This is a genomic window from Bacteroides sp. AM32-11AC (genome assembly GCF_003603515.1).
Classification (GTDB): domain Bacteria; phylum Bacteroidota; class Bacteroidia; order Bacteroidales; family Bacteroidaceae; genus Bacteroides; species Bacteroides uniformis.
Genome location: NZ_QTNH01000010.1, coordinates 40,119 through 55,115, shown reverse-complemented (window position 1 = coordinate 55,115; position 14,997 = coordinate 40,119). Strand labels below are relative to the sequence as shown.

At 43.8% G+C, this 14,997-nt stretch carries 16 protein-coding genes; 1 reads left to right on the top strand and 15 read right to left on the bottom strand.

What is annotated here, in order from left to right; translation table 11 throughout:
* The first annotated feature begins 35 nt into the window (after positions 1-35).
* Positions 36-2,345, top strand: a complete 2,310-nt coding sequence (locus DW800_RS12020; RefSeq protein WP_016273748.1) for a BamA/TamA family outer membrane protein — start codon at positions 36-38, stop codon at positions 2,343-2,345.
* Positions 2,346-2,426: 81 nt separating this feature from the next.
* Here the strand turns inward: DW800_RS12020 and DW800_RS12015 are convergent, their stop codons facing one another.
* The 15 genes from DW800_RS12015 to DW800_RS11945 all read right to left on the bottom strand — a co-directional run bounded on the left by DW800_RS12015 (position 2,427) and on the right by DW800_RS11945 (position 14,967).
* Positions 2,427-2,981: a DUF3332 domain-containing protein gene (locus tag DW800_RS12015; RefSeq protein WP_005825518.1), complete on the bottom strand. Its 555-nt coding sequence runs from the start codon at positions 2,979-2,981 to the stop codon at positions 2,427-2,429.
* A gap of 456 nt (positions 2,982-3,437) precedes the next feature.
* Positions 3,438-3,860, bottom strand: coding sequence for an arsenate reductase ArsC (locus DW800_RS12010; protein ID WP_011967356.1), 423 nt, complete (start codon positions 3,858-3,860; stop codon positions 3,438-3,440).
* A 5-nt stretch (positions 3,861-3,865) separates the two neighbouring features.
* Positions 3,866-5,206, bottom strand: a complete 1,341-nt coding sequence (locus tag DW800_RS12005) for a permease (protein ID WP_011967355.1) — start codon at positions 5,204-5,206, stop codon at positions 3,866-3,868.
* Positions 5,207-5,216: 10 nt separating this feature from the next.
* A complete protein-coding gene (locus DW800_RS19940) occupies positions 5,217-5,444 on the bottom strand; it encodes a thioredoxin family protein (RefSeq protein WP_041525701.1) in 228 nt (75 codons plus the stop codon).
* 190 nt (positions 5,445-5,634) lie between these two features.
* The gene (locus DW800_RS11995) at positions 5,635-6,531 is read right to left on the bottom strand and encodes a permease (protein ID WP_119958103.1); all 897 of its coding nucleotides are present in this window, start codon (positions 6,529-6,531) and stop codon (positions 5,635-5,637) included.
* Positions 6,532-6,546: 15 nt separating this feature from the next.
* Positions 6,547-7,251, bottom strand: a complete 705-nt coding sequence (locus DW800_RS11990) for an aromatic aminobenezylarsenical efflux permease ArsG family transporter (RefSeq protein WP_011967352.1) — start codon at positions 7,249-7,251, stop codon at positions 6,547-6,549.
* A 6-nt stretch (positions 7,252-7,257) separates the two neighbouring features.
* Entirely contained in the window at positions 7,258-7,707 is a 450-nt protein-coding gene (locus tag DW800_RS11985; protein WP_011967351.1) for a nitrophenyl compound nitroreductase subunit ArsF family protein, read from the bottom strand.
* 77 nt (positions 7,708-7,784) lie between these two features.
* Complete coding sequence (locus tag DW800_RS11980) at positions 7,785-8,111, bottom strand: ArsR/SmtB family transcription factor (protein WP_041525699.1); 327 nt, start codon at positions 8,109-8,111, stop codon at positions 7,785-7,787.
* A 267-nt stretch (positions 8,112-8,378) separates the two neighbouring features.
* Positions 8,379-9,320, bottom strand: a complete 942-nt coding sequence (locus DW800_RS11975) for a relaxase/mobilization nuclease domain-containing protein (protein ID WP_011967349.1) — start codon at positions 9,318-9,320, stop codon at positions 8,379-8,381.
* Positions 9,317-9,673: a MobC family plasmid mobilization relaxosome protein gene (locus DW800_RS11970; protein ID WP_011967348.1), complete on the bottom strand. Its 357-nt coding sequence runs from the start codon at positions 9,671-9,673 to the stop codon at positions 9,317-9,319. Before DW800_RS11970 ends, DW800_RS11975 begins: the two co-directional genes overlap by 4 nt.
* Before the next feature lie 176 nt (positions 9,674-9,849).
* Complete coding sequence (locus tag DW800_RS11965; RefSeq protein ID WP_011967347.1) at positions 9,850-10,788, bottom strand: toprim domain-containing protein; 939 nt, start codon at positions 10,786-10,788, stop codon at positions 9,850-9,852.
* A 258-nt stretch (positions 10,789-11,046) separates the two neighbouring features.
* Positions 11,047-12,252 (bottom strand): primase-helicase family protein, encoded by a 1,206-nt coding sequence (locus tag DW800_RS11960; protein WP_119958102.1) that lies wholly within the window; start codon positions 12,250-12,252, stop codon positions 11,047-11,049.
* Between the two features lie 351 nt (positions 12,253-12,603).
* Entirely contained in the window at positions 12,604-12,987 is a 384-nt protein-coding gene (locus tag DW800_RS11955) for a hypothetical protein (protein WP_011967345.1), read from the bottom strand.
* Between the two features lie 10 nt (positions 12,988-12,997).
* Complete coding sequence (locus DW800_RS11950; protein WP_041525618.1) at positions 12,998-14,209, bottom strand: site-specific integrase; 1,212 nt, start codon at positions 14,207-14,209, stop codon at positions 12,998-13,000.
* A gap of 320 nt (positions 14,210-14,529) precedes the next feature.
* Positions 14,530-14,967, bottom strand: coding sequence for a DoxX family protein (locus DW800_RS11945; RefSeq protein WP_057098134.1), 438 nt, complete (start codon positions 14,965-14,967; stop codon positions 14,530-14,532).
* Positions 14,968-14,997 lie beyond the last annotated feature (30 nt).

Here is a 14,997-nt window from a genome sequence, read left to right as displayed (position 1 = left end):
ATTTGTAGCTGTTTATGCGCAATTAATGACTCGGTATGAATAAAGGTTTCCGCTACGCGATACTTACTACTATCGTACTTTTGTTGGCTTCCTGTTCTTCTACCAAATATGTGCCGGACGGCTCGTATTTGCTGGATGAAGTGCGCATACATACTGATAATAAGGAAGTAAAACCATCCAATCTCTCCATGTACATCCGCCAGAATCCCAATGCGAAGTGGTTCAGCCTGATAAAGACCCAGTTGTATGTCTACAACTGGTCCGGACGGGACTCTACACGCTGGATAAACCGTACATTGAGGAAATTAGGTGATGCCCCGGTCATATACAGTGAGGAGGAAACCAACCGGACCAGGGAAGAAATCACTAAGGCTGTGCAGAATATGGGCTATATGGGCGCCCTGGTGGAACCGGTACGCCAAGTCAAGAAGAAAAAGATGAAGTTGGTCTATAAAGTGACAACCGGCAAGCCCTATAAAGTTCGTACCTTGAAATATGATATCCAGGACAGTAAAATAAAGGAATACATGCGGCAGGATTCCGCAGTAACCTTATTATCCGAAGGCATGTATTTTGATGTCAATGTACTGGATGCAGAACGCCAGCGCATCACAAACAAACTGCTTCAGAATGGATATTACAAGTTCAATAAAGAGTACATATCCTATACTGCGGATACTGTCCGTAATTCTTATCTGGTAGATTTGACACTGCATTTGGCTCCATACAGACAGCATAACGAGGATACGCCGCAGAATCACCGGCAATACACTATCAATAAAGTGAGTTTCATTACCGATTATAATGTGTTGCAGGCATCCACCCAGAACAGCATCGAGGTGAATGATTCATTGCATTACAAAGGCTTTCCCATCTACTACAAAGACAAGCTTTATCTGCGCCCCAAAGTGCTGACCAACAATCTGCGCATCACTCCGGGAACTCTCTATAACGAGCAGAACGTGCAGCGTACCTACTCCAACTACGGACGCCTGCAAGCCCTGAAATATACCAATATCCGTTTTTTTGAAGTGCAACAGAGTGACAGTGCAAAGCTCAACGCCTATGTGATGCTGACCAGAGGCAAGCATCAGTCCGTATCCTTTGAAGTGGAAGGCACAAACTCTGCCGGCGACCTGGGAGCTGCCGCTTCGGTGGCTTTTCAGCACCGCAACATGTTCAAAGGTTCCGAAACATTCATGTTCAAACTACGTGGGGCATACGAGGCTGTGTCCGGTTTGCAGAGCTCCTTGAATCAAGACTACATAGAATTAGGTGCGGAAGCAACCATCAACTTCCCACGGTTTATGTTTCCCTTTGTATCCAGCGATTTCAAGCGGAGGATAAGGGCTACTACAGAATTCGGATTGCAATATAACTACCAGATGAGACCCGAATTCACGCGCATTGTAGCATCTGCCGGATGGAGCTACAAATGGGGGGTACAACAACAGCGTTCGCAGCATCGCATTGATTTGCTGGACATCAACTATCTGTATATGCCCAGCATAGACCAGACATTCAAAGAGGATTATCTGGAGAAAGACGAGAACTACATCCTCAAATACAATTATGAAGACCGCTTTATTGTCCGCACCGGCTATAGCTATATCTACAACAGTGCCGGAAGAGCATTGATGAATAACTCCGGTATCGGAAATTCCTATACCATCCGCCTCAATTTTGAATCGGCGGGTAACTTGTTGTATGCTGTGGCAAAGCTCGGAGGAATGAAAAAGAATGCATCGGGGGAATACACTTTGTTGAACATTCCTTTTGCCCAATACCTGAAAGGCGATTTTGACTTTGCCAAGAATCTGGTCATTGACAACCGCAATTCATTGGCATTTCATTTTGGTGCCGGTATTGCCATTCCATACGGCAATGCAACAATGCTTCCATTTGAGAAGCGCTACTTCTCCGGCGGCGCCAACAGTGTGCGCGGATGGTCTGTACGTGATTTGGGGCCCGGTTCTTTCCCCGGCGATAATAACTTCATGAACCAGTCGGGAGACATCAAGCTGGATGCCAGCATTGAATACCGCACACGGTTGTTCTGGAAATTCAGAGGAGCCCTCTTTGTAGATGCCGGGAATATCTGGACAATACGGGATTATAAAGACCAGCCGGGAGGTCAGTTTGAATTTGACAAGTTCTATAAACAGATTGCTGTGGCATATGGTTTAGGATTGCGTCTTGACTTGGATTTCTTTGTATTGCGTTTCGACGGGGGTATGAAGGCCGTCAATCCGGCGTATGAGAAGAAAAAAGACCGTTATCCCATTATCCATCCTAAATTCAGCCGCGATTTTGCCTTCCACTTTGCTGTGGGATATCCGTTCTAATGGGAAGTGGAAAGGTGAAAATGGTTATTGGGCATCTATGCACCCAGCCATTTTCAACTTTCACCTTTCCATTTTCAACTTTTAATTAAAAGCGTAATAGCTGTCAATCATCGTCGCCTGACGTGCTGCTGCCACACCTTGGGCATCCAGCGTCACTGTCATTTCCTCACCGTTCGGAAGGGTCATTTGTGCAGTGCCGTCATTGTTCATTTGCAGCAATTCTGTGCTGACACCATCGGCAACAACATTCCAAGTATTCAACTCTTTGTTGTAAATGAGTTCCATAGAAGCAGTCTCACCTTCTTTGGTGATAGAATAGCCGTTTTCAAGTGTCTCTACCAGGTAGTCACCGTTTTCGCCTTTCACTTTCTTTACATCACCAATGCTGGCCATAGGGTTTGAACCACTCCAGAATTCGATGGAGTTGATGACCAATGCATCGGCCAGATAGCAAACGCCATATACCGGGATAATATTGAATGCCAGATAAACCAGTTCGTTTACAAACTTGGTACCAATACCTTGATTCCAGCTGACCAGTTTACTATGCAGTCCAAAAGAACCGATACAAGAACTGAAAAGAAACGAGCCGCAAATCATTACGGTCGCAGCCATCTTCAAATTGAACTTTTTCATAATCACTCTTTTTTATTTTACTGTGTTTAATTAGCTTTATAGCTCATCGAGTTATTTTAAGCATCCGCAAATATAGGATTTTTAAAGAAAATCCTATTCAAGAATAGTATTTAATTAAGAATAAGCCACTTATGATATGTTTTACAAATATGAGGTAATGACTTGGCAATGGTCATAACTTCTGCGATATGCAGTGCTTTTCTGTCAAATAACTCTGTATGTGTGCAAAGATACTATTTTCTGTTGAACATATGGTCTGTTATCAAGTAAAATTTGGAGGTTTTGCACTCGTTAAGTGATGTGCGTGATTCTGATGAAAGAAAAACAGAATGTCCGAGTAATAAAAACATCGGCAGACCTACAAAGAGGTTGCCGATGTTGCTAATGGAGCGTGTGATTGGTAGATTGAGTAGAACAAGAAAATGTATGCTGAGGTAACTTCTTCTTTATTGGTCATCAGCAATGACCCTTAATGTGAAGATAAAAATCATAGAATTTCATCTTGATATTATCTCGTACTCTACGGAACTCGTTTTTAATAAAATCGGGTGTTCCTGTTACATCGGAAGGGTCGTCAAAGCCGATGTGCAAGCGATGTTTGACATGTCCTGCAAATACCGGGCAGGTTTCATTGGCATTTCCGCATACCGTTATTACATAATCCCATTCTTGGGTAAGGTATTGCCTTACATCTGTGGGAGTATGTTCGGATATGTCTATGCCTATTTCACGCATTACCGCTATGGCATTAGGGTTTACTTGTTCAACAGGATGTGTGCCTGCCGAACAGACCTCAATCGTATCATCCAATGATTGCAAAATGCCATGAGCCATCTGACTGCGGCAACTATTTCCTGTACAAAGTATCAATACTCTCATAATTTCTAAAATAGATTTCCATATATAAAGCCTGAAACCGTTGCCATTACGATTACAAGAGTAACATATACAATGGTCTTCTTTGTACCCATTACACCACGGATGACCAACATATTCGGAAGAGACAATGACGGACCAGCCAACAGCAATGCCAGTGCCGGACCTTTACCCATGCCGGAAGCTAACAGACCTTGAATGATTGGAACTTCGGTCAATGTGGCGAAATACATAAATGCACCTGTAAACGATGCAAAGAAGTTAGACAAAAGCGAATTACCCCCGACTGCCCATTCTATCCAACTGTTCGGAATGACACCTGCAATGGCTGTATTGTCGTGCGTTGAGCCAAGCAGGAAACCTGCTGTCACTACACCTATAGCCAGCAACGGCAATATCTGTTTGGCGAAACCCCACGAGGATATTGCCCATTCCCTGTTTTCTTCATCCTGTTTGTCAAAGAGCAGGATGACGGCGAGAGCGGTAATCGCAACAATCATCGGCACAAGTGGAATCAGTTTTGTATCATCAATAAACAGATTGGCAAGGATGACGGAAACGGCAGTAGCCATCGCGCCAAGTACCACCCCAAGCACTCGCAGTTTCAGTATTCGGACAAGCGACCAGCAAAGCAACAGCGACAATGCACCGACAATATACCACTTGTAAGTGAATATATAATACCAGAGTCCAGTATCTGACGAAGCAGGTGCGCCCCAGTTTGCAAATACAAGGATAAGAACCAGCGTAAAGAAATGGAACGAAGTCTGCCACATCGGACGTTTTTCTGGGGGCGGAACGATATTCATCTGTTCCTCTTTCTTGGCTTTCTCTTCCTTGCGGAAAATGAATGACATTGCCAATCCGATGATAACGGAGAATAGTACAGCACCGATTATTCGTGCCACCCCCATTTCAAAGCCCAAAATACGAGCCGTCAGTATAATCGACAGAATGCTTATTGCCGGACCGGAATACAGGAATGCCACTGCCGGACCCAATCCTGCACCACGTTTGTAGATGCTTGTGAACAATGGCAGTATAGTACACGAACATACTGCAAGGATTCCACCAGAAATGGCTGCTACCGTATAGGAGAGCCATTTCTTGGCATTAGCCCCGAAGTATTTGAGTACCGAACCCTGACTTACGAATACGGCAATTACTCCGGCAATGAAGAAGGCTGGCAGCAAGCACAAAACCACGTGCTCCCTTGCATACCACTTCGCAAGGTCAAGCGTTGCAGTGACGGCTGTCATGAACCGTTCGCTGTCAAGTGGCAGAAAGAATACTGCCACAAAAACAGCGACAATCCATAACAGAATTTTCAACTCCTTTTTTAACTCCATACAAGACAGATTAAATTCCCAACAGTTGTTTTACTTCACTTTCAGACGGAACATGTCCCTTTATTTTGACAGTACCGTCCACTACAACCGCAGGAGTTGCCATAATGTTGTAGCTCATTATTTCGGCAATGTCCTCTATTTTCGTAAGCTTCACATCAAGTTTGTTTTCGCTGACCACTCTCTCAATAACTTGATAGGTTGATTTGCATTTGGCGCACCCCGGTCCCAATATCTTGATTTCCGTTACCCCTGAATTATTTGCAGATGACTTATCTCCGCAGCAACAAGACGTTTCTGGTTTTTCGGGCTCTTCTATTATCAGATTACTGCCACATGAACACGAGCAAGGCTTCGGAGAGAATAATGAAGCCCAGAATCCTTTTTTGTTTTCTTTTTTTGTTTCCATATTCTTTTGATATTTAATTGTCTTACAATAATATGTTAAATAAATAACCTGTAATTACAGCCGTAAGGAATATTACAACGACAATCGTTGCGACCAATTTCTTACGGACAATGCTTGCAAGCATTGTCATTTCCGGAATTGCCATACCTGCACCGCCAATAACCAACGCTATCACAGTGCCGATGCTCATACCCTTAGCCATCAGTGCGACCCCGATAGGGATTGCCGTTTCAGCACGGATATACAACGGTATGCCCAATACGGCTGCGATAGGAATGGCAAACAGATTGTCTGGTCCGGCTATCTTCAGCACAAAATCTTGTGGCATATAGCCGTATATCCCTGCTCCGAGTGCGACTCCAATTAACAAGTAACCTAAAATAGGGCGCAGACTGTCCCAAGCCGAAACGAATGCTTCTCTCAGTTTACGCTTTATAGTCCATTGTCTTTTGTCCTCACTGCCTACGTTATGTTCGTTACGGAGACGTACGTTTTTCACATACTTCTGCATCCCCATTTTTTCCAATACCACACCGAACAGGACCGAGGCGGCGAAAGCAATAATGAAATATGCAAGCATCGCCTTTACACCGACCATTGCCCCCAACATTCCTATTATTATAGGATTGAGCAGCGGAGAAGCTATAAGGAATGACATGGTACTTCCAAAAGGAACTCCGGCATTGAGGAAACCGACTGTCATCGGAATGGTGGAACAGGCGCAAAATGGGGTGAGTGCCCCGAATCCTGCTGCCATGACATTGCCTAAGATTCCACGTCCAGAAAGCCATTGCTTGATTTTGTCTTGCGGAATATACATCAGTATTATTTCGACAACCGCACTGATCAGCAGGAACAGTGCTATCAATTCTGCCGTGATAAACACGAAGTATTTTAATGTTTCTATCAAAGTGTTCATTGCATCCTTGGTTAATTAAAACATTACGATACAATAATATACTCCTATTCCTACGAACAGGCAACCAACAATTCCATTCAGCCATTTCTGTACGGTCTGCATCTTGCCGTAGAAACTGCCGATGTGCTGGACACTGAACGCCAATATCCAAGCGACCACCAAAACAGGCAATGCCGTAGCAATGGCAAACAATATCGGCAACAGATAACCCATCGTTGCTGTGGCAGACATCGGTATCAGCATACCGAAATAGAACACACCGCTTGTAGGGCAGAATGCCATAGCGAACAGCATTCCAAGAGCCAATGCTCCCCAACCACCCTTTCGTGCCAGGCTTTCACCATTACCTTTGAATCCGAAAGAGGGCAATTTGAGTTTGTTACCGAATAGAATGAACATCCCGGTCAGAAGTAATGCCGGACCGAGAATCAATTCTCCATATTTGCCTATGAATTTCTGGATACCGAACAGACTTGCCCCTTCTTTCAGTATAAGAATCAAGATGACACCTAATACGGTATAGGCGATGACACGACCCAAGGTGTATAAAAGACCGTTACGAAAGATGCGTTGCCTGTTCTTGATGTCTTTGCTTATAAAACCGATTGCCGCTATATTTGTAGCCAACGGACAAGGCGATACCGCTGTAAGTAATCCTAACAGGAATGCCGTCAGTGTCGGTGTTGTGCTGCTATCCAATAAAGTCTGTAGCCAGTCCATATATGATTATTTCAAGGCGGTTCGGATTTTACTATTTATCTCGCTTTTGAATGCATCTGGGTTCTTACGAGCATTGGCAAAGGCATATTCGGTAAGGTTCTCATAGGTTTCTTTCCCGTCTATCCACTTGCTGATGAACAAGGAAGACCATGTAACCTCGTATTTCTCGGCAATCTTTTCATTCTCCGGTTTGGAAATGTCAATTGCCTTGAAAACCACAGTACCGTTCTTAATTTCTTCTGCGAATTGTGCTTCAATGACTTCTTTGGCGTTTTTCTCTATCGCCATACAGGTGGCACATCTCTGTTTACCGTGAAAATACAGAATTTCCACACGGTTGTTCACTTCTTGTGATTGTGTCTGTTCCACTTTCACAGTGTCGTTCTTTTTTGCATCGTTGTTTCCGCAAGCGGTCAGTCCGAAGCAAACGACAAAAGCCAAAATCAGTTTGTTCATACTTCTTCTTTTATTTGATTAAACTTATGTTTGTATTTCGTAAAACAACGAACATTTGGGATAAAAAAGAATTGCGATTACTTGCAACATCTTTCTTTTTCGCACAGGCATTGCCCAAAAAATTCGGTGAAGAGCATAGAGGCAATCTTCCAATTTTCACGGTTGATGCAGTATTTTACTTTGGGAGTTTCTATTTCTCCCTGTATCAATCCTGCATCTTTCAGCTCTTTCAGATGCTGAGAAACAGTTGCTTTAGAAATCGGCAGTACCTCATGTATATCTCCGAAAAAACACGTATTTTGCTTTATCAGAAATTCAAGAATTGCCATTCTCGCTGGATGTCCCATTGCTTTGGCGAACCGGGCAAGTTGCTCTTGAGTTGTAGTATATTCTTTATTATCCATTTTCACGGTGTTGTTTGTTGTTCGCAAAATTACGAACATATTTCGGAATGCGCAAGTGTTTCCGATTATTTTTATTTGTGCAGTATCATTTTAACTTATCTTTAGTCGAAAAGAGATAAGAGCGAATACAATCCAATAATTCACCCTTATCTCTTTGTTTTGTTTTTATCCCGTTCGGATGGATTTCATCTTTCGCACATAATCCCGAACGTCCGATTATAATATAGTCGCCGATGAAATTTTCCACCGGACTATGTTCTATGGTTGTTACAATCTCATTCCTCGTTTGCGTTTCTTCTTTCTACGAAGTATCTCTGCCATTTCCTGATTGGCTTCTACATCAGCAGCGTTGCAAGAAGAATCACTACCGTTCAGCAATCCCAATGAACCGTTGAAGAACTCACTTTGTGCTATGCTGGATGGTGTACTTGGTGTAGCAACTTCATATTCGTTGGTCATCATTCCTTTCCGTTCCCTGCATCTGTTACTCTGCAAAGCTGCGTCAATCTTGGAATAGCTGAAACGCCTATCCACCTTGGACCCGTTGAAGTGGTAGCCGTTCTTGGTGAACACTACGCCTTGTATCTCGTCCGTCTGTCCTCTGTGGCTGAAATGCACTTCCACTCCTTGCCGTTTTAGATTTGCGACAAGCACGCCCCAGTTTCCACATATGCCGACTTCCGTTTTAAGGATGTCGTAAAGCTCGTACTTTGTCTTATCCGGCTCTTTCAATCGGTTGCGTTTGACATTCTCCTTCCCGTTTGCCATGTGCAAGCCATATATCAAGGTTAGTTCCTTGCAGATACGGGTACTGCGCAGACGCTCGTGCCTGTCGGATATGGTATTGCCGTTGTTGTCTATGCGGTTGAAGGCGATATGCACGTGCGGATGCTCCTTGTCGAAATGACGGGCGATGAAGAACTGCGTGTCCTTGATTCCCATCCGTTCCATATATTCAAGTGCGATACCTCCCATGACACAGTTCGTCAGACGTGGCTCATCCTCTTTGGAAAAACTCAATGCGATATGCCCGACAGGTTTCGCCACATTGCCGTTCATCAGCGACTGGGCATTGAAACTCATGGCAATGGTTTCCTTGTTCTCCATAAACAAGCCATCATATGCGACAACTTGGGCATTCTTTCCTTTATCAAGGATATAATCCACCACACCCTTGAAGTCGCTTCCCTTTACGATTTTCGCCATCATATCCCTATCTTGGTTAAGAGTTCGTGAATCCTTGCCACTGCCACCTTGCAGTCCCACCGTTCATCGTGGAAGCCTCCGGCGTTAGCCTTGTGCGCAAGCTGGTTGAGATTGTTCGCCATGCCACAGAGTTGGCGGATGTATCCGGCGTGTTCCTCAGACAGTCGTTCTTTCACATGACCGTTCCGGAAACACCCCCTCATATATTCACTCGGTGATACACCAGCCTCATGCGCCCGTGTCAGCAGACGGTAGTAGTCGGCTGTCGCCATCTTCACCGCGACACGGTATTTCAGTTTCTCGGTCGCTTCCTTCTTGGGGCGACCACCCTTGTTACGTTCCTTGTTCTGTTCCATATTTCGTTTCTTCTAATTCTGTTACTGATTATACTGTATAGACCAACGGGATGCCATCTTCCGAAACTTGGGAAGTGGGTAGCAAGCGGTTTCGGTACGCCCGAAACACAAACTTGCTACCTCCCAATCCTTATGGAATGAGTTTTGAGCATCTCACGTTTTTCTTGTTCAAGGTGCTATAATCCAAGTCCTTTCTTTTTGGGTTTTACGATGGTTCGTGGAGGTGGATTAACGGTTACATTCTGCCACTTACCGCATAGGTAATCGTTCAGGTCTTTATGTCCGTTGTAGTTGTCGGAGAAGTCCCTGATACGACCGCTGAACTCTCTTGCCAATTCCAAGTAGGCATTTCTTCCAGCCTCGTCATTGTCAAGCAGGCAGTGGATGCGCTCGTACCCATGCAGCACATCCATTGCTTTGGAAACATTGGCAACCGAATTGAGAACGACATAATCCTGCCCATCAAGATTGGGCATGGTCGGGCAGTTCTTCATCCGCAACGTGAGGAAGGACAGATAGTCCATCATACCCTCGAACACGAGACACTTCTCTTGCTGTTCTCCTTGCTGGCGTATATAACTGATGTCTTTGGGTGCGATGCAACCCTTGAAAAAACGGTTACGCACTTCATATCCTCCGGCAACATTGGGAAAGCCGATGGCGAAATAGGGCTTGCCGTTATGGATGAAGTGCAGCTCCTTACATTCCAGCCTTGCCAAGTTGATGTTTATTCCCCTTTCCTGCAAATAACGGAGCAATGCAGGATGGGTAAGTTCTCCCACCTCCAAATGCTGGAAACTCGGTTCGGATGCTTGCTGGCGAAAAGAGAAAGATACGGAACGGATGTGCGGTACTCGCTCCGCTATCTTGTTGAGCAAGTAGGGCACATAGTCGGATGCGTATAGTTCCTCTGCCAAAGCGATGATGTTACCGCCTTTGCCAAGCCCGTAATCGAACCACAGGTTACGGTCGGTGTTCACTTTGAACGAGGCTTCCGTTTCCTCCCGGAATGGTGATTTGTACCAAAGGCTGTTGCCTTGCTGTTTGACGGGCGTGTAGCCCAAACTTTGCAGATAGTCTGCAATTCTGATTTGTTTTGCTTCTTGGATGTTCATGGTTTATTCTTTCTACGGATTTGATGATGAGTGTAATAATGTTGATTTGATGAATGACACATATATTATGCTGTATGTTAAGGCTTTATTTCCTCAACATCTTCTCAACAAACCACTCACAAAAAGAGAATCCAACAAAGGATGCTGTTGTTTTCTCAACATTTCTTTTCGATTGTTGAGCATTTGTTGAGAGTGTATGTTGTTTGTTTTCAGCATGGTTATATACTTATTCAACAATTCAACAAAAAAAGAATGATGTTACAGGGAGTCAAGTTGCTTCCTTGTGACTGTATAGAACCGTCCAACTCTCTTAATCGGCTCATAACGGCACTCCCGATTGTAATTAAATTGGTAGGTCGTATAGGTAAGTCCGTTGGATGCCGGAGTAAGTTTCCAACACTCTTGCAGCACTTTCCGTACTTGGTACTTCTCCACCTTTACCTGTGAGTGTACCAGCAAAAGAAGAAGGTCGTTGTAACAGAACGAGAATGTGTCCGTACCGACACTGTCCATGATGTCAAGGATAAGTTCGTGTATCTCTATCTCCAATCGGTTGCGGTTGCTGCGGATAATCTTCCGCAAGGCTTCGGTATGCAACAACGAGGGTGCAAACCACATACGGCTTTCTTTTTCGGTGGATAGCTGTCTGTGTTGCAGGAAATGGAGAAAGGCAGGTATCTCCGCTTTCAGCTTTTGCAGGAAGTCGGTATCATCGGACTGCAAGCGGTCTATCTTGCGTACCCAATAGCGTGTTTCTCCTGCATCTATGATTACGGGCAGATACTCGTTGTTGGAGCACAGCACAAACTTGGCAAAGAACGCTATCTCGTCACGGTCTTTGCCTTTGGCTTCCACTTTATAGGATAGAGTTGTACTGAGGTTCTTCAACCGCTCGCTGTCCTCCCTGCGGTTGAGCAGCACTTCATCCACCACGATAAGGAGTTTTCCTGCCCAATCGGAATTGAACTGGCTGCGGAAGTCCTCGTTGGTGTTGAACGTGACATTGTTCTGAAAGAGGGCTTTCAGAAAGTTCAGGAACGTGCTCTTGCCCGTATTGCGTTCTTCCGATACCAACAGCAGGATGGGCAGTTTTTGTACGGGTTGCAGGTAGAGCAGTTGCAGATAGTCCATTCCTAACTCGTATTGCTCCCCGAAAATGTGGCGAACCAATGATTGGATGCAGGGAAACTCGCCTTGCTGTGGACAATGCTCTATCGGCTCATAGAGGTTGAGAAACTTGTCCACCACGGGACGATAATCCACATGGTTTGGGACTGTACAGAAACCGTCATACTTCGGCACGGTGGCGAGATAGTCCTTGCCATAGTCCTGCCGTAGTGTCTCGTTGTTCCACACAATGCGTTTCCTCACATAGCCACCGTTCAGACGGGTCTGGTTCACTAACTTGTAGAGGGTTGTACCCACTCGGATAAACTCCTCCTTTTCGTTCTTTGTTTTTGTCATTTACATTTCGCTTAAATCGTTAATAGTTAATCAAGTGCAAAGCTACGGCAAGTCACGCGAAAGCCTGATAAGCAAATCACAGCAGAACGGCGCAAAATTTACACGGAATGAAAAACTTGCTGCGAATTGCACAGGAAGCAGGTAAAGAGCATATAAAGCAAACCCGAAAAAGCATCCGTTACAGGTCTGCTTCTTCGGGCTTTTGTTGGTAATACGTATTATTGGTAAAACAGCAATACGTTAGTTCAACTGAATACTAATACGTTTTACCAACTGAGTGTTTTATCAGCAATCAATTGACAGATAAAGATTTGTCGGTTTCATGATTTCATGTCGTCACATTATTGGATTTTATGCCTGATAATTAGAAGCCTTTGTCCCGTTACTGCCCAGCGAAAAGAAGAAGGTTGTTTTCTCTTTTCGCAAGTACATCCTTTTAAGAATGGCATTGCGCATTTGTTCCGCACCGAAACTATTGATACGGAAAGCAAGCGCAACTATCATCGTGAGACTGAATACATTTGCATGATAGCCGTTTTCCAATCTGATATACTTCTGAACCTCGTATTCTTTCAATGCTCCACTTTTATATATGGCTCTGATGGAAGCTCGGAATGTGGGGGCAATTACTCCGAATAAATCGCCAAGTTCCTGTTCGCTCATCCAAATGTCTGTGACATTGTCCGGCATTATGATATTGCCGGATTCACTCATTGTTATAATACTTCTTTTCATAAGCCATTCTTTATATGGTGAAATGTCCGCTAACCTTATCTTCAAAAGCAGAAATGTCGTTTTCAAGTTTCGTGTTGGTCACTTTTGCATAAATCTGCGTAGTAGTGATATTTGTATGTCCGAGTATTTTGCTGACACTTTCTATTGGCATACCATAATTAAGGGCTAAAACAGCGAAGGAATGCCGGCTCAGGTGAAATGAAATGTTCTTTTCTATTCCACACATTTTTGCCACAGTCTTGATGCGCCTATTTACCATATCGTAAGAATTTATGTTGAACAAATTCTTACCATTTCTGAATGGCTTATTTCGCTCAATTATTTGAGCGGGAATGTCCATCAGCTTGATTTGAAACGGCACACCTGTTTTCTGCCTTTTGGATACAATCCAACGTGAGCCATTCAGTTCCACGATATTGTCTGTGGTGAGATTTTTGATGTCCACGAATGATATACCCGTCCAGCATCCGAAAATAAAAATGTCCCTTGCAATAGCGAAATTGGCATTTTCCAATTCGATTGTACTCATGGCTTTGATTTCGTTCTCTGTCAAGAAGCCACGTTCCTTATGGTCAGGATTCACATGATATTGTGCAAATGGATTTCTCGGTATCTTCCCGTGGTAATGAGCGGAAGTTACGATATGCTTCAATGGTATGGAATATATCCATACGGAAGATTGGGCAAGTCCGACCTCGTTACGTAGATACAGACAATAATCATGGATAAACTCTTCCGTCAGTTCATTCATCCCCATATCCGAACGCTTATAATGGTTTTTCATAAATTCGGCGACATATTTCCTTACGGTAAGATATTTACGGTATGTACGCTCCGAACGGTCTTTCCCAACACGTTTGGCAAAATCCGCATTCATCTTATCAAAGGCACGTAACACCGTTTCATACTCTGTGCCGATACCTTGATAGGCATTGCGTACCATTTCGGCAGTTACAAATGCCTCCCGGTCAGAAAGCCGCTGGTAATGCTTTGCTATCTGCGCCTTGATATTATCAAGCGCATGATTAACATCCATAGACTTACGGCTCTTACCTTTAGCCCGATTAGCTTTGGCATCCCATAACTCCTTGGATATACTCTGTTTACAACTGAACTGAGCAATCGTCCCATTGATGGTAACCCGTCCCATGATAGGGACAATTCCACTCTTCTCTTTGCTTCCATTTACATAGAAGACAGTCTTAAATGTACTTCTCATAATCCTTGCTTTTTGTTTGGTGCAAAATTAAATCATGAGAGTCATAAGGGCAGAACGCAAACCTACGCAGAACGCAGAAAAATAGGAAGTTAGTGTTAAAAGTGCATTTGATACGAGGTAATGGTTTGGAAGCATAACAACTTCTATATTCTGCTCAGACCATGTCTTCACTACTTATGCCACTTGAAGCCACTTTATGCCAAACACCACTGATGGTCAGTACATTCTCTATGTTTTGCTCATATTTTCATTTTTAAGTGACATTTTTTACGAAAATACATCCTATTTGAGCTTAAAATCTGTTTTCAGTAAAACGGAAGTGTCTATTTACGAGCCTTTTGGAAAAGAGCTTTTCTTATCCAGCGGTCAACGGCAAACTTGCCCGGACCTATTATATACATCAATATGAACACTACCAGATATACAAAAGCCAACTCTTTCGTGGCAAACGGGTCATTACCATGAATTACAAAAAAGGCAACAGCCATTGTAAACACCATTGGTATCATAGCCAAACGATAGAGAAAACCTATAATGAATGCCATGGAACATGCCAATTCACCAAAGATAGCCAGTCCTAAAGACAGCGGACTGCCTACACCCAGCGGGTCAGGGAAAACGGCCGACAGCTCTTGAAAGTTAGTCCACTTCTGGATACCGTGGTTCATTAATAATATACCGAATACAATTCTTGCAATCAATAGCATAGCAGATGTTGCCGTTCCGTCCGGTTTGACGGGAAATAAAAGTTGTTTTAACATATTCATTCGTTTTTAAGTTCGTATATGAAC

What these genes read in the sequence shown, in the direction of transcription:
- DW800_RS12020 (WP_016273748.1), top strand. Translation starts at nt 36, where the DNA reads ATGAATAAAGGTTTCCGCTACGCGATACTTACTACTATCGTACTTTTG.
- DW800_RS12015 (WP_005825518.1), bottom strand. Translation starts at nt 2,981, where the DNA reads ATGAAAAAGTTCAATTTGAAGATGGCTGCGACCGTAATGATTTGCGGC.
- DW800_RS12010 (WP_011967356.1), bottom strand. Translation starts at nt 3,860, where the DNA reads ATGAGAGTATTGATACTTTGTACAGGAAATAGTTGCCGCAGTCAGATG.
- DW800_RS12005 (WP_011967355.1), bottom strand. Translation starts at nt 5,206, where the DNA reads ATGGAGTTAAAAAAGGAGTTGAAAATTCTGTTATGGATTGTCGCTGTT.
- DW800_RS11995 (WP_119958103.1), bottom strand. Translation starts at nt 6,531, where the DNA reads ATGAACACTTTGATAGAAACATTAAAATACTTCGTGTTTATCACGGCA.
- DW800_RS11990 (WP_011967352.1), bottom strand. Translation starts at nt 7,251, where the DNA reads ATGGACTGGCTACAGACTTTATTGGATAGCAGCACAACACCGACACTG.
- DW800_RS11985 (WP_011967351.1), bottom strand. Translation starts at nt 7,707, where the DNA reads ATGAACAAACTGATTTTGGCTTTTGTCGTTTGCTTCGGACTGACCGCT.
- DW800_RS11980 (WP_041525699.1), bottom strand. Translation starts at nt 8,111, where the DNA reads ATGGATAATAAAGAATATACTACAACTCAAGAGCAACTTGCCCGGTTC.
- DW800_RS11975 (WP_011967349.1), bottom strand. Translation starts at nt 9,320, where the DNA reads ATGATGGCGAAAATCGTAAAGGGAAGCGACTTCAAGGGTGTGGTGGAT.
- DW800_RS11970 (WP_011967348.1), bottom strand. Translation starts at nt 9,673, where the DNA reads ATGGAACAGAACAAGGAACGTAACAAGGGTGGTCGCCCCAAGAAGGAA.
- DW800_RS11965 (WP_011967347.1), bottom strand. Translation starts at nt 10,788, where the DNA reads ATGAACATCCAAGAAGCAAAACAAATCAGAATTGCAGACTATCTGCAA.
- DW800_RS11960 (WP_119958102.1), bottom strand. Translation starts at nt 12,252, where the DNA reads ATGACAAAAACAAAGAACGAAAAGGAGGAGTTTATCCGAGTGGGTACA.
- DW800_RS11955 (WP_011967345.1), bottom strand. Translation starts at nt 12,987, where the DNA reads ATGAAAAGAAGTATTATAACAATGAGTGAATCCGGCAATATCATAATG.
- DW800_RS11945 (WP_057098134.1), bottom strand. Translation starts at nt 14,967, where the DNA reads ATGTTAAAACAACTTTTATTTCCCGTCAAACCGGACGGAACGGCAACA.